General features: G+C 67.4%; 19 protein-coding genes and 1 other RNA gene. 16 read left to right on the top strand and 4 right to left on the bottom strand.

What is annotated here, in order from left to right:
- The first annotated feature begins 19 nt into the window (after positions 1–19).
- Positions 20–395: a transfer-messenger RNA gene (ssrA, locus tag AC1HC7_RS12545) on the top strand.
- A gap of 246 nt (positions 396–641) precedes the next feature.
- On the top strand, positions 642–1,142 hold the full coding sequence (locus AC1HC7_RS12540) for an SspB family protein (RefSeq protein ID WP_479497941.1): 501 nt from the start codon (positions 642–644) through the stop codon (positions 1,140–1,142).
- Positions 1,143–1,255: 113 nt separating this feature from the next.
- Here the strand turns inward: AC1HC7_RS12540 and AC1HC7_RS12535 are convergent, their stop codons facing one another.
- Positions 1,256–1,462 carry a cold-shock protein gene (locus tag AC1HC7_RS12535; protein ID WP_479497940.1) on the bottom strand — a complete coding sequence of 69 codons (207 nt, stop codon included), beginning with the start codon at positions 1,460–1,462 and terminating at the stop codon, positions 1,256–1,258.
- Positions 1,463–2,177: 715 nt separating this feature from the next.
- Entirely contained in the window at positions 2,178–2,612 is a 435-nt protein-coding gene (locus tag AC1HC7_RS12530) for an RbsD/FucU family protein (RefSeq protein WP_479497939.1), read from the bottom strand.
- A 125-nt stretch (positions 2,613–2,737) separates the two neighbouring features.
- Here AC1HC7_RS12530 and AC1HC7_RS12525 point away from each other — a divergent pair, with 125 nt between their 5' ends.
- The 13 genes from AC1HC7_RS12525 to AC1HC7_RS12465 all read left to right on the top strand — a co-directional run bounded on the left by AC1HC7_RS12525 (position 2,738) and on the right by AC1HC7_RS12465 (position 15,462).
- Complete coding sequence (locus AC1HC7_RS12525) at positions 2,738–3,766, top strand: LacI family DNA-binding transcriptional regulator (protein WP_479497938.1); 1,029 nt, start codon at positions 2,738–2,740, stop codon at positions 3,764–3,766.
- A gap of 39 nt (positions 3,767–3,805) precedes the next feature.
- Positions 3,806–4,876: a sugar phosphate isomerase/epimerase family protein gene (locus AC1HC7_RS12520; RefSeq protein WP_479497937.1), complete on the top strand. Its 1,071-nt coding sequence runs from the start codon at positions 3,806–3,808 to the stop codon at positions 4,874–4,876.
- Entirely contained in the window at positions 4,873–6,030 is a 1,158-nt protein-coding gene (locus AC1HC7_RS12515; protein ID WP_479497936.1) for a Gfo/Idh/MocA family protein, read from the top strand. Before AC1HC7_RS12520 ends, AC1HC7_RS12515 begins: the two co-directional genes overlap by 4 nt.
- Positions 6,031–6,066: 36 nt before the next feature.
- Positions 6,067–7,167 carry an ABC transporter ATP-binding protein gene (locus AC1HC7_RS12510; RefSeq protein WP_479497935.1) on the top strand — a complete coding sequence of 367 codons (1,101 nt, stop codon included), beginning with the start codon at positions 6,067–6,069 and terminating at the stop codon, positions 7,165–7,167.
- Between the two features lie 93 nt (positions 7,168–7,260).
- The gene (locus AC1HC7_RS12505) at positions 7,261–8,730 is read left to right on the top strand and encodes an ABC transporter substrate-binding protein (protein WP_479497934.1); all 1,470 of its coding nucleotides are present in this window, start codon (positions 7,261–7,263) and stop codon (positions 8,728–8,730) included.
- Between the two features lie 130 nt (positions 8,731–8,860).
- Entirely contained in the window at positions 8,861–9,766 is a 906-nt protein-coding gene (locus AC1HC7_RS12500) for a carbohydrate ABC transporter permease (protein WP_479497933.1), read from the top strand.
- Positions 9,766–10,635 (top strand): carbohydrate ABC transporter permease, encoded by an 870-nt coding sequence (locus AC1HC7_RS12495; RefSeq protein ID WP_479497932.1) that lies wholly within the window; start codon positions 9,766–9,768, stop codon positions 10,633–10,635. Before AC1HC7_RS12500 ends, AC1HC7_RS12495 begins: the two co-directional genes overlap by 1 nt.
- On the top strand, positions 10,632–11,726 hold the full coding sequence (locus AC1HC7_RS12490; protein ID WP_479497931.1) for an ABC transporter ATP-binding protein: 1,095 nt from the start codon (positions 10,632–10,634) through the stop codon (positions 11,724–11,726). Before AC1HC7_RS12495 ends, AC1HC7_RS12490 begins: the two co-directional genes overlap by 4 nt.
- Positions 11,723–12,010, top strand: coding sequence for a hypothetical protein (locus AC1HC7_RS12485; RefSeq protein WP_479497930.1), 288 nt, complete (start codon positions 11,723–11,725; stop codon positions 12,008–12,010). The genes AC1HC7_RS12490 and AC1HC7_RS12485 overlap by 4 nt, the downstream gene beginning before the upstream one ends.
- Positions 12,007–12,963 (top strand): carbohydrate kinase family protein, encoded by a 957-nt coding sequence (locus tag AC1HC7_RS12480; protein WP_479497929.1) that lies wholly within the window; start codon positions 12,007–12,009, stop codon positions 12,961–12,963. Before AC1HC7_RS12485 ends, AC1HC7_RS12480 begins: the two co-directional genes overlap by 4 nt.
- A 33-nt stretch (positions 12,964–12,996) precedes the next feature.
- Positions 12,997–14,247, top strand: coding sequence for a Tm-1-like ATP-binding domain-containing protein (locus AC1HC7_RS12475; RefSeq protein ID WP_479497928.1), 1,251 nt, complete (start codon positions 12,997–12,999; stop codon positions 14,245–14,247).
- On the top strand, positions 14,231–15,067 hold the full coding sequence (locus tag AC1HC7_RS12470) for a phosphoenolpyruvate hydrolase family protein (protein ID WP_479497927.1): 837 nt from the start codon (positions 14,231–14,233) through the stop codon (positions 15,065–15,067). The genes AC1HC7_RS12475 and AC1HC7_RS12470 overlap by 17 nt, the downstream gene beginning before the upstream one ends.
- Positions 15,064–15,462 carry a cupin domain-containing protein gene (locus tag AC1HC7_RS12465; RefSeq protein ID WP_479497926.1) on the top strand — a complete coding sequence of 133 codons (399 nt, stop codon included), beginning with the start codon at positions 15,064–15,066 and terminating at the stop codon, positions 15,460–15,462. The genes AC1HC7_RS12470 and AC1HC7_RS12465 overlap by 4 nt, the downstream gene beginning before the upstream one ends.
- A gap of 199 nt (positions 15,463–15,661) precedes the next feature.
- Here AC1HC7_RS12465 and AC1HC7_RS12460 read toward each other — a convergent pair whose 3' ends face one another.
- Entirely contained in the window at positions 15,662–16,798 is a 1,137-nt protein-coding gene (locus tag AC1HC7_RS12460; protein ID WP_479497925.1) for a Gfo/Idh/MocA family protein, read from the bottom strand.
- A gap of 191 nt (positions 16,799–16,989) precedes the next feature.
- Entirely contained in the window at positions 16,990–18,069 is a 1,080-nt protein-coding gene (locus tag AC1HC7_RS12455) for a D-alanyl-D-alanine carboxypeptidase family protein (protein WP_479499068.1), read from the bottom strand.
- A gap of 467 nt (positions 18,070–18,536) precedes the next feature.
- Between AC1HC7_RS12455 and AC1HC7_RS12450 the strand changes: the two genes are divergently transcribed.
- Positions 18,537–18,977, top strand: coding sequence for a phasin family protein (locus AC1HC7_RS12450; protein WP_479497924.1), 441 nt, complete (start codon positions 18,537–18,539; stop codon positions 18,975–18,977).
- Positions 18,978–19,064: the final 87 nt, after the last annotated feature.

Genomic DNA, 19,064 nt, shown 5'->3' with positions numbered 1-19,064 from the left:
GGAATTTTCCCCCGTCACCCCCCTTCATTTCCGCACCGTCAGCCGCTATATGTAAGGCGTCCCCTCGGGGACTATGGCGATAAACGCGCGCGTAATAAGCGGATCGGACCCGGGGGCGGTACCCGGCGGCTCCACCAAAACCCCTTCCACCCGGTCATTGGCGGGCGGGCTCAAAGGGCGGCATGGGGCCGAAACAGGATCGACGGACGTGTAAAGGCGTTAGCTTTCGCTCGGCAGGATGCCACCGTTACCGGCTCAAATTGTACAGTTGCCAATGACAACCGTGCTCCGGTGGCCGTCGCTGCTTAATGCAGCGCCCAAACCGAAACCTTAAGTCCTGAGGCCTAGCAGCTTCAGGCGGGGCTCGCAGGCGCCTGGCAACAGAAGCCTGCACCTACCCCCCCCCAGCATTCAAGGTTCAGGCGTTTGGCGCCGAGTCCGCGTCGCCCCGGCGGGCTTGCCTCGGGTCCACGCCGAATCGCGCTCCGCCCCACCGCGCATGTTCACCCCAATGAACTCGCGTTGAACCACAGGGCGAATTGCGCCCCGCAACGCCAATATTGCGCCCGCGACGCGCCTGCATCCGCTTTCCTTCAAACGAGAATCGGATAAGGTCGAAGCGCCTGCGCAAAGGGGAAACGATGTCCGCGGATCAACTCGACTATGGTGGCATGATGCAACGCGCCCTGCGCCGCGTGATGGCGGAAGCCCTGGGCGTCGTCGCGCATGAGGGACTGCCCGGCCAGCATCATTTCTACATCACCTTCGACACCAACGCCCCCGGCGTGGACATGCCCGACTGGCTGCGCGAACGGTATCCCAAGGATATCACCATCGTGCTGGAGAACGAATTCTGGGATTTCGCCGTGGCCGGCGACCGCTTCTCCATCAGCCTGTCCTTCGCGGACCGCCCCGCCTCGCTGGTGGTGCCCTTCGACGCGGTCACGACCTTCGTCGATCCCCACGCCGAATTCGGCCTGAAATTCGACGCCCACGAGGTCGGCGAGGATCCCGGCGAAACCGCCCCGCGCGCCCGCGACGGCGCCGAATCCGACAACGGGGGGGGCGACGGCGCCGCGCCCGGGGACGGGGATGACGGCGGCGGCGACGTGGTCAAGCTCGACAGTTTCCGCAAGCCCTGACGCCCGGCGCCCGCCAGGGCACGCCCCCGACAGACGCGACGAATGCAAAAATCCCGCAGGCGAACCTGCGGGATCTGAAAGCGTTCAGCGGTCGGGCGTCGCCGCCCGCCCGATCAGAGGTAGCTGATGTTGCCGGCCGAGGTCCGGCCGTCGCGGCCGCTCTCGAGATCGAACTGGATCTTCTGTCCATCGGCGGGGCTCTGCAGACCGGCGCGCTCAACGGCCGAGATGTGCAGGAAAACGTCATTGCCGCCTTCATCGGGCTGGATGAAGCCGAAACCCTTGGTTGCGTTGAACCATTTCACGGTGCCAGTGGCCATGTCCGTGACTCCTTCTTAGAACGCTGCGCGCGAGATGCCGCAGCTTTGCGCTTTTCGGTCAGATCAGAAAGACCAGCAGCCTCGAAAGACGGACAGGTATTCATAGGTGAACGATAGCAGGCCCCATATGCGTGGATTTTTTTAGGAAAGCAAGAAACAATCGCATCGGCGTCGGACGCGCCGCTTTCAGGCGCAATTCTCTGCATTCTGCGCCTCGGTTTTAAAATGTCGCGATCCGCGCGGCGGCTGCAGCATCTATTAACCAACTCGCTCATATCCACAAGATACAGGCATGGGCGCAACCTGACCGGGAAAGCCCCCGGATGCGGTCCGCGCCGCCGCCGCCGCCGGCATCGCGGCGAAACCGCCCCATCCGACGCCGAATCACCCCGGTTTCGCCGCGCTCCGGCGAATCACCATGCGCGCCGACGGAGAATCGCACGTCCCGGCTTGCCCCCATCTTGCGCTTGGCGGCGATTTGCGCGTCATCCGGACAGGCATCGCGGGTTTTCGCCCGCCGGGCGCGGGTTTTCGCGCCGCCGTAAACCCGATCTCAATTCATGGAGCGCGCCGCATGACCGCCACCGCCCCAAGGCTGAACATCACCCGCGCCGACAACGCCGCGCGCCTCGACAAGCCCCGCGCCGCCATGAAACGGGCCGGCAATGCCTGCGAGCGCATCGCCATCGGCGAGGGCGGCCCACAAAAGCCCCTTTCACCCCGGCGCGACAATGCCTTTCGACAGGATGACGTTGCCGTAAAGCCGGGTCTCGGCGGTCTGCACCACGCAATAGGCCCGCCGCGCCTGTTCGTAGAACGCGTGGCGCTCCACCGCGACCAGCTGCGCGGGATTGTCGGCGCGCGCGGTGACGATCGCCTGGAATTCCTCGACGATCGGCGGGCGCGCCTGCGGGTCGCCCACCACCTCCATCACCCGCGCCGGGGTCTCCACATAGCTGTCGAGCGGCATGATCCCGAGGATCGCGCCCAGCGCCTCGGTCGCCGAGACCCCGGCAAGCCGCTCGATCCGCCGCGCGGTGGCCTCGGCAGGAAAATTCGCGTCCACAACGGCGATCTCGTCGCCATGGCCCATGGCGCGCAGATGGCGCAGCAAATCCGGCGTCAGCGCCGGGTCGATGCCGATCAGCATTGAAAACCTCCCCGCATGTCTTGTCCGCGCCACCCTGTCCGCGCCCTCGGGTTGAGGGGATACATCATGATTCTGATTGACGCACCTCAGAGCCTAACTCAGTATTAACTTCAGAGGGAGAGGGAATGCCGAGAGTCACCGCACAGGATGTCGCCAATGCCGCGGGGGTCAGTCTCGCCACGGTCGATCGCGTGCTGAACAAGCGCAAGGGCGTGCGCGCGGCCACCGCCGAGCGGGTGCTGGCGGCGATGAGCGAACTGCGCTTCGTGCGCGATCGGAGCGCCGCCAATCTGGCGCGCCTGCGCAGCTATTCCATCACCTTCATCGTGCCCGAGGGCGGCAACACCTTCATGCGCATCCTGGAGCGCGAGATCGAACTGGCGCGGGATCAGGCCGCGGCGGCGCGCACCGACATCGCCATCGTCACCACCCCGCCCTTTTCCCCCGAGGCGGTGGCCGAGGCCATCGAGAAGCTGGATCTGAAACCCGGGGACGGGCTGGCGCTGGTCGCCACGGACAGTCTTGTCGTGCGGGATTCGATCAACAACCTTCGGGCGCGCGGCGTCAGGGTGGTGACGCTGATCTCCGACGTGCCCGCGTCGCGGCGCGAACATTACGTGGGCATCGACAACGTCGCCGCGGGGCGCGCGGCGGCCAGCCTGCTGGGGCGCTTCGTCAATGACCGCCCCGGCGAGATCGCGGTGGTCGCCGGATCCATCACCCTGCGCGACCATGTGGAGCGGCGGCTCGGCTTCGAGCAGGTGATGCGCGCCGAATACCCGCATCTGTCGCTGCTGCCGGTGGTCGAGGGCTTCGACGACGCCGAGATCGTGGAGCGCAAGCTTGGCGAGACCCTGGCCGCGCATCGCGACGCGGTGGGGCTGTATTCGCTTGGCGGCGGCACCCGCGGGGTGATCGCGGCGCTGGAGGGCGCCGCCATGCAAAAGTCGGTGGCGGCGATCGCCCACGATCTGACGCCGCATTCGCGCAAGGCGCTGACCACCGGCACGCTCGACGCGGTGCTGTCCCAGGACCCGGGGCATGAGGTGCGCAGCGCCATCCGGGTGCTGAAGGCCTTCGCCGACGAGGCGCCCATCGTCGAAAGTCAGGAACGCATCCGCATCGAGATCTTCGTGCGCGACAATCTGCCGTGAGCCCGGCAGGCGTCGCGACGAAATCGGGAGGGGACTGGAATGAAGACCATAAAGGGGCCGGCGCTGTTTCTGGCGCAATTCGCCGGCGACGAGGCGCCGTTCAACACCTGGGACGGCATCACCGGATGGGCCGCCGATTGCGGCTACAAGGGCGTGCAGGTCCCGACCTGGGATTCGCGCATGATCGACCTCGCCAAGGCGGCGGAGTCAAAAGACTACTGCGACGTGTTCAAGGGCATAGCCGAGGCCAACGGCGTCGCGGTCACCGAGCTGTCCACGCATCTGCAGGGCCAGCTCGTGGCCGTGCACCCCGCCTATGACGCGGCCTTCGACGGCTTCGCCGCGCCCGAGGTGCGGGGCGACCCCAAGGCGCGTCAGGCCTGGGCGGTGGATCAGGTGCGCAAGGCGATCAAGGCCTCGCGCAACATGGGGATCGACGCCCATGCGACGTTTTCCGGGGCGCTGGCCTGGCCCTATGTCTACCCCTGGCCGCAGCGCCCGGCCGGGCTGGTGGAGGCGGCGTTCGACGAACTGGCGGCGCGCTGGCGCCCGATCCTCGATTTCGCCGAGGATCACGGCGTCGATCTCTGCTACGAGATCCACCCCGGCGAGGACCTGCATGACGGCGTCACCTTCGAGATGTTCCTTGAGCGGCTCGACAATCACCGCCGCTGCAACATGCTCTACGATCCGTCGCATTACCTGCTGCAATGCCTCGACTATCTCGACAACATCGACATCTATCGCGATCGCATCCGCATGTTCCACGTGAAGGACGCCGAATTCAACCCGACCGGGCGTCAGGGGGTGTATGGCGGCTATCAGGGCTGGGTCGGGCGCGCCGGGCGGTTCCGCAGTCTCGGCGACGGGCAGGTGGATTTCGGCGCGATCTTTTCCAGGATGGCGGCCAATGATTTCGACGGCTGGGCGGTGGTGGAGTGGGAATGCGCGCTCAAGCACCCCGAGGACGGCGCGCGCGAGGGCGCGGCCTTCGTCGCCGACCACATCATCCGCGTCACCGAACGGGCGTTCGACGATTTCGCCGATGGCGGGACCGACGACGCCGCCAACCGGGCGATGCTGGGACTGCCCCCCGAGGCCGGGACATGAGCGCGCCGCGCATCCGGCTCGGCATGGTGGGCGGCGGGCGCGACGCCTTCATCGGCGCGGTGCACCGCATCGCCGCGCGGCTCGACGGGCATTTCGAACTGGTGGCCGGGGCGCTGTCCTCGACGCCGGAGAAATCGCGGGCCTCGGCGGCGGATCTGGGGCTGGCGGCGGACCGCGCCTATGGCGATTTCCGCGCCATGGCGATCCGCGAGGCGCGGCTGAAGACCGGCATCGAGGCGGTGGCCATCGTCACCCCCAACCACATGCATTGCCCCGCCGCGCGGGAATTCCTGAAGCGCGGCATCCACGTGATCTGCGACAAGCCGCTGACCTCGACGCTGGCGGACGCCAGAAAGCTGGTCGCGGCGGCGGAGAAGGCCGAAAAGGAAAACGGGGCGCTGTTCATCCTCACCCACAACTACACCGGCTACCCGATGATCCGCCAGGCGCGCGCGATGATCGCCGCCGGGGATCTGGGCGACATCCGCGTGGTGCAGGTCGAATACGCCCAGGACTGGCTGAGCGAAAAGATCGAGGACAGCGGCCAGAAGCAGGCCGCATGGCGCACCGACCCGGCGCGATCCGGCGCCGGCGGCGCCACCGGGGACATCGGCACCCATGCCTGCAACCTCGCGGGTTTCGTCACCGGGCTGCGGCTGCGATCGCTTTGCGCCGATCTCGACAGTTTCGTCGCGGGGCGGGCGCTTGACGACAACGCCCATGCGATGCTGCGCTACGAGGGCGGGGCCAAGGGCATGCTGTGGTGCAGCCAGGTGGCGCCGGGCAATGAAAACCGTCTGACCCTGCGGGTCTATGGGACCAAAGGGGGGCTTGAGTGGTCCCAGGAGGACCCGAATTGCCTGTGGCACGCGCCGCTTGGCGAACCGCGCCGCCTGCTCACCCGCGGCGGCGCCGGGACCGGGGCGGCGGCGGCGCGCATGACCCGCGTGCCGGCGGGCCATCCCGAGGGATACCTCGAAGGCTTCGCCAACATCTACGCCGAGGCCGCGGCGGCGATCCGCGCCCGCCAGGCCGGGGCGCCGCCGCCCGAAGACGCGGTCTATCCCAATGCCCGGGACGGGCTTGACGGCATGGCCTTCGTCGCCGCCTGCGTGGCCTCGTCAAAGCGCGGAGGCGCATGGGTCGATGTGTAGGCGTTCCAGCAACCAGCCAGAGACGGAGACCCGCGCATGGCCGATCTGAAAGTCGAGGGCGTCCACCGCGCATTCGGCGACGTGCAGGCGCTGAGCGGCATGTCGTTCGACGTGGCCGAGGGCGAATTCTTCTGCCTGCTGGGGCCGAGTTCGTCGGGCAAGACCACGACGCTGCGCGCCATCGCCGGGCTGGAGGAGCTGCAATCGGGGCGGATCCTGTTCGCCGGAAACGACGTCACCGACGCGCCGGTGCAGGGGCGCGGCATGGCGATGATCTTTCAGACCTTCGCGCTGTATCCGCACATGTCCGTGGGGGCCAATCTGGGCTATCCCCTGAAGCGCGCCGGGACCTCGCGCGCCGAAATCACGCGTCGCGTCGGCGAGGTCGCGGACCTGCTGCGCATCACCCACACGCTGACGCGCAAGCCCTCCACCCTGTCGGGGGGCGAACAGCAGCGCGTGGCCATCGGGCGGGCCATCGTCAGCCGCCCCAGCCTGCTGCTGCTGGATGAGCCGCTGACCAATCTCGACGCCAAGCTGCGCCACGACATGCGCGCCGAATTCAAGCGCCTGCACCGCGAGCTGGGCATGACCATGCTGCTTGCCACCCCCGACCAGCTGGAGGCCCTGACCATGGGCCAGCGGGTCGGCGTCATCAACGACGGCAAGGTGGTGGAGGTGGGCGCGCCGCGCGACCTCTACGGCGCGCCGGGGGGGGCCTATGTGGCGCAGATGGTGGGTTCGCCGCCGATCAACATGCTGCGCGCCACGGTGCGCGAGGACGCCGGCGGGCGCCGGGTCGACCTGCCCTTCGGCGCGGCGCCCATCGCCGCCGACATGCTGGCGCCGGGCGATCCCGTGACCTTCGGCATCCGCCCCCACGACATCGCCCTGGGCGCCGAGGCCGGGCCCGACGCGCTGCGCTTTCCGGCGAAGATCCACCTGACGGAGCCGCTGGGCGACGTCACCATACTCGACGTCGCGGTGAACGGCGCCGACGGGCGCGAGGACATGCTCAAGATGGTGCTGCGCGAGGAAACGGCGTCGCGGCTGGCGGTGGGGCAGGACATCGAGATCGGCTTCAACCCGGCGGACGCGCATCTGTTCATGACCGAGACCGGCGTGCGCGTGACCTGACAGCGGAATGACGGACGACCTGAGCAGAGACGAAAACAGGAAACCACAAGAAGAAACGACAATACCGCCTTTTTCAACAAGTGGAGGATGGAAATGACACGTCGCAGACTGATTGGCGAAACCCTGGGCGCGGCCGCGCTGGTTTTCGCCGGACTGAGCGCGAGCCCCGCGCTGTCCGCCGAGATCACGATCACCATGGCGGCGCCCGACTGGCCGCCGACGCGCTTCATGAAGGAGCAGTTCGACAAGACCTATGTCTCGCCGGACGGCAACAAGACCACGCTGGTGATGGATTTCATCCCCTGGCCGAGCTTCTACGAGCGCGTCGCCGCCTCGCTGACCTCGGGCGAGCAGAAATACCAGATGATCGTCACCGACAGCCAGTGGCTGGGCGCCTTCGTCGAGGGCGGCTACTACATGGACCTCACCGACAAGATCAAATCCGACCCGGAATTGCTGGCGATCATGAAGGACCTGCACCCGGCGCTGGTCTCGGCCTATTCCACCTATCCCCACAAGACCCGGGCGCAGCTTGAGGCCGCGGGCACGGTGCCGGCGCCGGACACCCGGTATTACGGGTTCCCGCAATTCCCGGACACCTATCTGACCTACTACCGCAAGGACATCTTCTGCCACGAAGGCGAGGCGGCGGCGTTCAAGGCGAAATACGGCGGCGCCCTGCCCTGCACCTACGAAGACTGGCAGGACACCGACTGGGACAAGTTCGCCCAGATCGGCGAATTCTTCCAGCGCAAGGCCGGCGAGAAGATCGGCGACGAGGTGCTGACCGACGATTTCTACGGAATCGCCTATCAGGCCGGCAAGGGCTATGATTTCTCCACCATGCAGGCCAACGCCTTCATCTGGCAGCATGGCGGCGACATCTGGGACGAGACCAAGGCCCCCAAGGCGCAGGCCGAGGGCGTGGTCAATTCCGACATCGCGGTCAAGGCCTTCGACCACTACCTGTCGATGCTGAAATACATGCCGCCCGTGGCCAAGACCGGCCAGATGGACATCTTCGTGATCCAGGACCTGTACATGCAGGGCAAGGTCGGCGCGATCATCGACTGGGCCGGACTGGGCGAGCCGGTGCTTGATCCCAAGGCCTCCAAGGTCGGCGACAAGTCCGGTTTCGGCCCGGCGCCGGGTCTGCGCAAGGCCGACGGCTCCATCGACCGCACCGGCAACATCGGCGGCCAGCCCTTCGTGCTGACCACCTGGAACAGCGACGAGGTGGTCGACGAGGCGCTGAACGTGGTGAAGTGGTGGCTGAGCCCCGAAACCCAGATCGAGGCCGTCGCCAATGGCGGCCAATCGGGGCTGATGAGCGTCATGGCCGATCCGACCTACAACGATCTGCGTCCCTGGAACCGGGCGCATGTGGAGATGATCGACTGGCAGAAGGACGTCTGGCACATCCCCGAATTCTTCGAGCTGCTGACCCAGCAGCAGGAGGAATTCGACAAGGCGATCACCGGCCAGATCTCGGGCAAGGAGGCGCTCGACGCCGTCGCCGAGTTCCAGCAGGAGCTGCTTGAGGACGGCGGCTACATCGAGTGATCCGCCAACGACGAACCGGGGGCCCGGCGCGATCCGGGCCCCCGACAGCCCGCCGGCGCGCCGCGCCGCCCCCGATTTCGCCCCCGCCCCGACACCCGAACCACCGAACGGAAAGACGATGCCGAACGCCATGACTGAAGAAAGCGGGTTCTGGGCCTGGCTGATGGCCCCAAAGCGCCGCGGCGCCTTGCTGGTGACCCCGGCGCTCACCGTGCTGTTCGTGATGAACATCTTTCCGCTGCTCTGGTCCTTCGGCCTCAGCTTTTTCAACTACCGCGCCAACCGGCTGAAGGTGCCCAGCTTCAAGGGCTTCGACAATTACGAAAAGGTGCTCACCGACGAAAAGGTCTGGGACCGTTTCCAGACCACGGCGGTGATCGTCGGGTCCTCGGTGGTGCTGCAGCTGATCATCGGCTTCCTGCTGGCGCTGATGTTCGCCAGGGCCTTTCCCATGCGCCGCATGGTGCTGATGCTTGTGCTCACCCCGATGATGCTGTCCTTCGTGTCCGTGGGGGTGTTCTTCAAGCTGTATTTCGAACCCACCTTCGGGCTGCTGAGCTGGGTGATGAACATGTTCACCGACGAGTCCTTCGTGCTGCTGTCCACGCCCGAAGGCGCGATAGCCGGGATCGTCATCGCCGACGCCTGGATGTGGTCGCCCTTCGTGATGCTGCTGGTGCTGGCGGGGTTGGTGTCGGTGCCGAAATATCTTTACGAGGCCGCCGAGATCGACCGCGCATCCGTCTGGCGGCGCTTTTCCACCATCACCTTCCCCTACATCAAGAGCCTGCTGCTGCTGGCGGTGCTGTTTCGCACCATCGAGACCTTCAAGCTGTTCGACATCGTCTACATCATCACCGAGGGCGGGCCCGGTTCATCGACCGAGACCATCGCGGTGTTCGTCTACCGGCAAGCCTTCCAGTTCTTCAAGACCAGCCAGTCATCGGCGCTCGCCTACATCGTGCTGTTCGTGGTGATCGTGCTCACCAACCTTTACCTGTATTCCGTCAATCGCCGCGAAGCGGAGGGAAGCTGATGGCCCGCAAGAAACGCGAAATCGGCAAGGCCGGCTGGGGCTACACGCTGGTCACCACCATGGTCGGGCTGGTGTATTTCTTCCCGGTGCTGTGGATCATCCTCACCGCCTTCAAGACCCGCACCGACGCGCTGGCGATCCCGCCCAAGCTGTTCTTCACCCCGACGCTCGACAATTTCGTCAGCGTGTTCTACCGCGCCTCCATCACCTCGGACGCCCAGCAGGCGACCAACATGGGCCTGTATTTCTTCAACTCGATCTTCATCGCCGGCACCGCGGTCATCCTGGCGATGATCGTCGGCACGCTGGCGGCCTATGCGTTCTCGCGCTATCCGCTGCGCGGCAACGACACCTATCTGTTCGTGATCCTCACCACCCGGATGATGCCGCCGATCATCGTCATCATCCCGATCTTCCTGATGTTCCGCCTGTCGGGGCTGGCGGGGTCCTATCTGGGGATCATCCTGCTCTACACCGCCTTCAACATCCCGTTCTCGGTCTGGCTGGTGAAAAGCTTCTTCGACGAACTGAACCCGGAAATCGAGGACGCGGCGCGCATGGACGGCGCCGACGAAAAGCGGGTGTTCTTCGGCATGTGCCTGCCGCAGGTGCTGGCCGGGCTGGCCGCGACCTTCGTGTTCGGCATGATCCTGACCTGGAACGAATTCCTGTTCGCGCTGCTGCTGACCGGGGTCGAAACCCGCACCGTGCCTGTCGCCATGGCGCGCACGCTGGGCGGTTCGCTGGGGGTCGATTACGGGCTGCTGGCGGCGATCGTCACCCTGTTCCTGATCCCGATCTTCTTCGTCACCTTCCTGCTGCAAAACCAGCTGCTGCGCGGCGTGACCTTCGGCACGGTGAAGAAATGACCATCGAACTGCGTTCCCTGACCAAGAAATTCGGCGACCTGACGGCCGTGGACGCCATCGACCTGGACGTGGGCGAGGGCGAAGTGCTGTGCCTGCTCGGCCCCTCGGGCTGCGGCAAGACCACGACGCTGCGCATGATCGCCGGGCTTGAGGACGCCACGGGCGGCGAGGTGCGCATCGGCGGCAAGCTGGTCAACCACCTGGCCCCGCGCGACCGCAACGTGGCCATGAGCTTCCAGTTCTACGCGCTGTATCCAAGCCTGACGGTGGCGGAGAATTTCGCCTATCCGCTCTATGCGGAGAAATTCTCCAGGGCCGAGATCGCCGAGAAAGTCGCGCGCATCGCCGCCACCCTGAAGCTGGACAAGGTGCTCGACCGCCTGCCCGGCCAGCTGGCCGAGGGCGAAAAGCAGCGCGTCGCCGTGGGCCGCTCGATCATCCGCGACCCCACCTGTTTCCTGTTCGACGAACCGCTGTCGCGGCTCGACGTGCAGATGCGCGAGGAAATGCGCGGCGAGATCAAGGAGGTGCTGCAGGATCTGTCGCGCCCCACGGTGATCGTCACCCATGACCAGCTGGAGGCCCTGACCATGGCCGACCGCATCGCGGTGATGCGCGACGGGCGCATCGAACAGGCGGACACCCCGCACAACGTGTTCCAGCGCCCCGCCAACCTGTTCGTGGCCGGCTTCATCGGCACCCCGCAGATGAACCTGGTCCCGGCGACGCTGACCGCGTCGCACGGGGTCCGGGACGCGGAATTCAGGCTCGACGGCGGTCAGACCATGCGCCTCGACGTCGACGAGAAGGTCGCCGGGCTGGCGGCGGGCGAAAAGGTGACGCTGGGCATCCGGCCGCGCAATCTGGTGATCTCGGATCATGAAACCGCGGATTCGGTGACCTCGGCGATCGACATCGTCGAACCCATGGGGGCCGAGACGCTGGCCCATCTCAGCGACGGCGACATGGAACTGCGCCTGGTCGCCGACTGGAAGGTTCCGCTGGCCGAGGGCGACACCGTGCATGCGCGCTTTCCCCCCGGCGCGACCCATGTTTTCACTTCCGACGAACAGGCATTGAGGACCACATGACCGCGACACAGGCGAAACTCATCGAACGGTCGATCATCGGGCTCTGCGTATTGTCGGTGATCGCCATCTTCCAGCCGTTCTCGATGCTGCTGTTCTCCATCGGCTGCGTCACGGTGATCATCGGCGGGCTGGCCTTCAACCTGGTGCCGTTCTGCCAGCCCGGCGTGACGGTCAGGACGCTGTATCGGGTGTCGCTGATCGTGCTGGCGGTGCTTGGCGTCGCCGCCATGCTGGGGATCGGCACGGCGCTGCTCTATGTCGAATATCTGGAAGCGGGGCGATGAGCCGATCGACCGGAAGCCGGCGCTACGACGTGAGCGTCATCGGCCTTTACATCCTCGACGTGCTCGGGCGCCCGGTGGAACGCATCCCCGAGGGCGGCAATGTCGAATTCATCGACGAGATCCGGCTGACGGTGGCGGGCACCGCCGGGGGCACGGCGATCGACCTTGCCAAGCTGGGGCTGACCTGTCTCGCGGTCGGCGCGGTGGGCGAGGACGAGAAGGCCGATTTCGTGCTCATGGAGATGCGGAATCACGGCATCGACTGTTCGGGGATGCAGCGCATTCCCGGGGTTCCGACCTCGGCCACCATCCTCAACGTGCGCCCCAACGGCGAACGCCCGGCGCTGCACCAGCGCGGGGCATCGGATCATTTCGACGTCACCGGCGCGATGCTGGACAAGGCGCTGGACTGTCGGTTCCTGCATCTGGGCGGCACCGGGCTGCTGGCGCGGCTCGACGGCGAGCCCAGCCGCCGGCTGCTGGAAGCGGCGCAGGCGGCGGGCTGCGTCACCACCTGGGACCTGGTCGGCGCCGGCCCCGATTCCATGAAGCTGGTGGAGCCGCTGCTGCCCCATATCGACTATTTCATGCCCTCCATCGAGGAGGCCGAGACCATGTCCGGCGTCAAGGGCGTCGAGGACAACATCCGTTTCTATCTTGATCGCGGCGTCGGTTGCTGCGTGCTGACGCTGGGCGGCGAAGGGTCGGTGGCGGCGCGCGGCGACGAGCGCATCCGCATCGAGGCCTATGACATCGACGTCGTGGACACCACCGGCTGCGGCGACGCCTACACCGCCGGGTTCATCGCCGGTCTGGCGCGCGACCTGCCGCTGCTGGAATGCGCGCATCTGGGGGCGGCGTCAGCGTCGCTGGTGGCCTCGGGGCTGGGGTCTGACGCGGGCATCGTCGACCGCGCCCAGACCGAGGCGGCGATGAAGGCGTGGCGGTCATGAGCGGCGCGGCGCCGCGGACCGGAGGGCGCTGACATGGCGCGCGCGACCATCGGCCCGGCCATCGTCGCGGGCGCATTCGACACCAAGGCGGCGGAACTCGGCTACATCGCCGGGCTGCTGCGCGGGGCCGGGGTCGCGGTGCGCAGCGTCGATCTGGGGACCGGACCCGACGCGGAAAAATCCCCGGCCGACGTGACCCCGGCGCAAATCGCCGCCTGCCACCCCGATGGCGCGGCCGCGGTGCTGGGGCGCGCGGATCGCGGGCAGGCGGTGGCCGCCATGGCGCGGGCCTTCGCGGCCTGGGCGCGGGATCAGGACATCGGCGGCATGATCGGGGCCGGCGGATCAGGCGGCACGTCGCTGGTCGCCCCGGCGATGCGCGCCCTGCCGGTGGGGGTTCCCAAGCTTCTGGTCTCCACCGTCGCGTCCGGCGACGTGGCCCCGTATGTGGGCGAATCCGACATCGCCATGGTCTATTCGGTGACCGACGTGCAGGGGTTGAACCGGATTTCGCGCCGCGTGCTCGGCAACGCCGCCCACGCGCTGGCCGGGATGATGCGCTTCGCCGACGCCATCCCCCGGGGCGACGAAACCGGCGGGGAAAAACCCGCCATCGGCCTCACCATGTTCGGCGTCACCACCCAATGCGTGCAGCGCGTGGCGGCGGCGCTGGAAACCGATTGCGACCCGCTGGTGTTCCACGCCACAGGCGCCGGCGGGCGGTCCATGGAAAAGCTGCTCGACAGCGGGCTGATCGCGGCGCTGATCGACCTCACCACCACCGAGATCGCCGACCTGCTTGTCGGCGGCGTGTTCCCGGCGACCGAGGACCGCATGGGCGCGGTCATCCGCAGCGGCGCGCCCTATGTGGGATCCTGCGGCGCGCTCGACATGGTGAATTTCGGCGCCGTGGACAGCGTGCCGGAAAAATTCCGCCACCGGCTGCTGCATGTCCACAACCCGCAGGTGACGCTGATGCGCAGCAATGCCGAGGAAAACCGGCGATTCGGCGAATGGATCGCCGCGCGGCTCAACCAGATGACCGGGCCGGTGCGCTTTCTGCTGCCATTGGGCGGTGTTTCGGCGATCAGCGAACCCGGCCAGCCCTTCCACGACGCCGAGGCCGACGCCGCCCTGTTCGACGCCCTGAAACGCAATGTCGCGCAGACCGAAACCCGTCGCCTGATTCCCCTGCCCCACGCCATCAACGACCCCGCCTTCGCGCAGGCCGTGCTGGACGATTTTCACGCCATCATGGGAGCCAACCATGCCGCGCATCCCTAGATCCACCATCCTCGCCCGCCTGCGCGCCAAGATCGAGCGCGGCGCGCCGATCATCGGCGGCGGCGCCGGAACCGGGCTGTCGGCGCGCTGCGAGGCGGCGGGCGGCATCGACCTCATCGTCATCTACAATTCCGGGCGCTACCGCATGGCCGGGCGCGGCTCGCTGGCCGGGCTGCTGGCCTTCGGCAACGCCAACGACATCGTGGTGGAGATGGGGCGCGAGGTGCTGCCGGTGGTGCGCGACACGCCGGTGCTGGCCGGGGTCAACGGCGTCGACCCCTTCATGCTGCGCGAGCCGTTTCTGGACCAGCTTGCGGCGATGGGGTTTTCGGGCATCCAGAATTTCCCCACCGTGGGGCTGATCGACGGGGTGTTCCGCGCCAATCTGGAGGAAACCGGCATGGGATATGGCCACGAGATCGACCTGATCCGCGCCGCCAACGCCCGCGACCTGCTGACCACGCCCTATGTGTTCAACCCCGATGACGCCCGCGCCATGACCGAGGCCGGCGCCGACGTGATCGTCGCCCATATGGGCCTGACCACCGGCGGCGACATCGGCGCCGACACGGCGCTGAAGCTGGCGGATTGCCCGGCGCTGATCGACGCCATGGCCGAAGCGGCGCGACAGGTGCGCGACGACGTGATCGTGCTGTGTCACGGCGGCCCGATCTCCATGCCCGAGGACGCCGCCCGCGTGCTTGGCGACGCCACGCTGTGCCAGGGGTTCTACGGGGCCAGCTCCATGGAACGCCTGCCCAGCGAGACCGCGCTGATCGAAACCACCCGCGCCTTCGTCAATCTGGGAGCCTCGACATGACCGGCAAATTCGTCCTGTCGGCGGAAACGCCGCCCGAAATCCTCGACTGGGGCCAGTTGCGCTGGATGAGCCACCCGCCCTCGACCGGCGCGGCGCAGCTGACGGTGATCGAGGTGACGCTGGCGCCCGGCAAGGGCCATGATTTCCACAAGCACCCGGATCAGGAAGAGGTCATTTACGTGATCGCCGGGTCGGTGGAGCAATGGCTGGGCGAGGAAAAACGCCTGCTGGGCCCGGGCGATTCCGTGTTCATCCCGGCTGATGCGGTGCATGCATCCTTCAACCTCGGCGACGGCGAGGCCCGCCTGCTGGCCATCCTCGGCCCCTGCGTGGGCGATGGCGGCTACGAACTGGTGGACATGTCCGGCGAGCCCCCCTGGAATCGCCTGCGCTGAAGCCCTCTGCGGCGGCAAGGCGCCGCGTCTGGCGCCGCGCCGATCCAAACGCCGGCCTCGCGGCGCGCTGACAGTCTGGCGCCGGCAGCGACCTCCGCTGGGCCTCGCCGTTGGCGCTGATCCCTCAGCCCGCCGCGCGCGCCGATCCAGCGACCCGCGCGGCGGCAGACGCGGCGCCCCCCTGCGAAGGGGGGCCTTGTCAGGCCACGTTCTCCCAGCGACCGGTCTCGGCGGATTTGAGCACCGCGTCCGTCACCTGATCGGTGGCCAGCGCATCGCGGAAGGTCGGGGCCGCGGGGGCGCCCTCCAGCCCCTTGATGAAATCCGCCGCCTGGTGGATGAAGCTGTGCTCGTAGCCGATCTGCAGCCCCGGCACCCACCATTTGTCCATGTAGGGGTGATCGCCGTCGGTGACGTGGATCGAGCGCCAGCCGCGCAGCCGCCCCTCGTCGCCGTGATCGAAATACTCCAACCGGTGCAGATCGTGCAGATCCCAGGCGATCGACGCGTGCTCGCCGTTGATCTCGAAGGTGTAGAGCGCCTTGTGCCCGCGCGCGTAGCGCGTCGCCTCGAAGGTGGCCAGCGACCCGTTGGCGAACCGCCCCAGAAACGCGCAGGCGTCGTCGATGCCGACTTTCTCCATCTTGCCGGTCAGCGCGTGTTCGCGGTGCTTGATGAAGGTCTCGGTCATGCCGGTGACGCTGTCGATGCCGCCGTTGAGCCACATGGCGGTGTCGATGCAATGGGCCAGCAGGTCGCCGGTGACGCCGCTGCCGGCCACGGATTTGTCAAGCCGCCACAGACCCTCGCCGCCCTGGGGCAGGTCCTCGGCGATGGTCCAGTCCTGCAGGAACTTGGCCCGGTAATGAAAGATCCGCCCCAGCTTGCCTTCGTCGATCAGCTGCTTGGCCAGCGTCACCGCCGGCACGCGCCGGTAGTTGTACCAGACCATGTTGGCGACCCCGGCCTTTTCCACCGCCGCCGCCATGGCCCGGGATTCGGCGCTGTTGCGCCCCAGCGGCTTCTCGCACATCACCATCTTGCCGGCCTCGGCGGCGGCGATGGCGATGTCGTGATGGGTGTCGTTGGGGCTGGCGATGTCGATCAGGTCGATGTCGTCGCGCTCGATCAGCTTGCGCCAGTCGGTTTCAGTGTCGCGAAACCCCCAATTCTCGGCAAAGGCCTTCACCCGGGCCGGATCGCGGGCGCAGAGCGCCGTCAGCTCCGGCGCCCGCGGCAGATCGAAGAACCTGCCGACGCTGGAGAAGGCGTTGGCGTGAGTCCGGCCCATGAATCCGTATCCGACCATGCCGATGCGCAGTGTCCTGGTGGTCATGCTGGCTCCTGATTGTCTTGATCCAAATGCAAGGTCTCGGGCGAATTTTGGGGGTTTTGGCGGGCTGCGTCCAGCCTCGCGGCCAGCCTTCGGGCCAATGATTTGGTCACTTGCGCCGACGCGACGCAAAAACGGCGCGATCAGGGATCGCGCCGTTCCGGACAGTGGAAATCAGGCGGCGACGCCGCGCCTCAGGGGCGCGGCGTCGGCGTTCGCATGGCGACGGCGATCACCGGTCCCGACAATCCCGCCGGGCGCAGCCCCGGGGGCGGCGAGCGTCGCGGCGCGCGCCGCGTTCCCACGATCTGGCGTTCGGAGGCCTGCGCGACGGGCGCGATCGCCGCGCCGAGGCGCGCCAGCAGGCTTTGCGGCGCGGCCGGCTTCATCGCCGGCAGCGGCGCGGTGACCAGCGCCGCAACCGTCGCCGAGGCGGCGCGCCCGGGGCGGATCACCGCCGCATAGCGCGGCGAGCGCGCGAAGCCGAGGTCGAGCAGTTCCGCCACCCTGCGGTTGCGCGACCGCGACGACCGGCCGCCGAACAGCGCCACGATCACCCGCTTGCCGCCGCGCCGCGCCGAGGCCACCAGATTGTAGCCCGCCGCCCTCGTGTAGCCGGTCTTGATGCCGTCGGCCCCGCGATAGGAGGACAGCAGCCGCCGGTTGGTGGCATAGACCGTGCGCCCCGCGGTGCGGGTCTTCTTGCGGCTGAAGATGTTGTAGTATTCGGGGTGGTCGAAGAACAGCCGCCGCCCCAGGGTGGCCATGTCGCGGGCGGTGGACAGGTGGCCGCGCTCGGTGAGCCCGTGCGGGTTGCGGAACGTGGTGTTGGTCATGCCCAGCGCCCGGGCCTTCTGGGTCATCATCCGCGCGAATTTGGTTTTCGAGCCGCCCACCGCCTCGGCCAGCGCCATGGCCGCGTCATTGGCGGATTTGGTCGCGGTGGCGCGGATCAGGTCGCGCACGGTGATGCGCTGTCCGGCGCGCATGCCCAGCCGCGACGGCGGCTGGCGCGCGGCGTTGGCCGAGATCCGCACCTTCTGGTCAAGCCGCAGCCGCCCGGATTTCACCGCCTCGAAGGTCAGATACAACGTCATCATCTTGGTCAGCGACGCGGGATGCAGCCGCTGATCGGCGTTTCGCGAATGCAGCACCTGACCGGTGCGCGCATCCATCACCAGCGCCGCATAGGTCGCGGCCAGCGCCGCCCCCGACTGCGCCGCCAGCAGGAGCGCGAACGCCCCCAGGAGGATCTTGATCCTCGCAAATCTCATGACTGCCCTCTTACGCTGCTCGTGTCGTCAATACGGTCGCGCCGATGTGGGCCGCGCCGCTTTTCGATCGTGTTTTTCGTTCGCCTCAAGCGCAGGACTCGACTGAGGGGACCCATCTGCGTGAGTTTCTCATCCGCCATACGCACAACGTATCGTAACACGCTGATTGACCTATTGAAATCTCTATTTATTGAGATTTCGTTAACCGGAGGCGCCATCGCTGGTGGTCGCTGCGCCGAAATATCGCGGCGTCGGCGCGCCTTGTGCGTCGCAATGTCGAATTGACGCATCGCAGCAATCGTGCTTGAGTCCGCTCGCGCGCCAGACATGCCGCAGCGCATCGCGCCAGGCGCCCCGAGACCGGGCCGAGACCGGGCCGAGACCGCCCCGGGATCGGGCCGGCGCGCCGCCGACGGCGCCGGTTCAGCGCCGGCGCCCCTCCCCCGGGCCTTCAGGAGACCATGCAGATGACCGCCGCCACCGAGTCCGCCAAGCCTGTCGAGACCTTCTCCGCCGACGCCCAGCAGTCGGTAAACGCGCAGATGGAAAAGCTGACCAGGAGCTTCGAAGACATCGCCGCCTTCAACCAGGACAGCGCCGACGCGCTGATGCAGGCCTCGGGCGCCGCCGTGAAGGCCGTCGAGGAGCTGAACGCCGAGGCGGTGTCCTACTCCAGGAAGGCCATCGATGACGGCGTCGCCGCCGCCAAGGAGTTCGCCGCCGCCCGCGACGTCGCGGAACTGGCCGAGAAGCAGGCCGAATTCGCCAGGCAGTCGCTTGACGGCTTCTTCCAGCAGGCGGCGCTGATGAACGAACTGCTCATGACCGCCGCCAAGGCCGCCATGGAGCCGCTCGCGGCCCGCGCCACGGCCGCCGCCGATCTGGTCAAGCCGCGGCAGCAGGCCTGATCCGACGCGCCGGGGCCGGGGCCCGGGGGCGCGCCCCGCCGGGCCGGGGCGGCCCCCCCCCCGGGCCCCCCCCGCCCCCGTGGGCGC

Source organism: Oceanicella sp. (assembly GCF_056449545.1).
The sequence above is the reverse complement of the archived record's forward strand: the minus strand, read 5'-3'. Positions and strand labels throughout refer to the sequence as shown.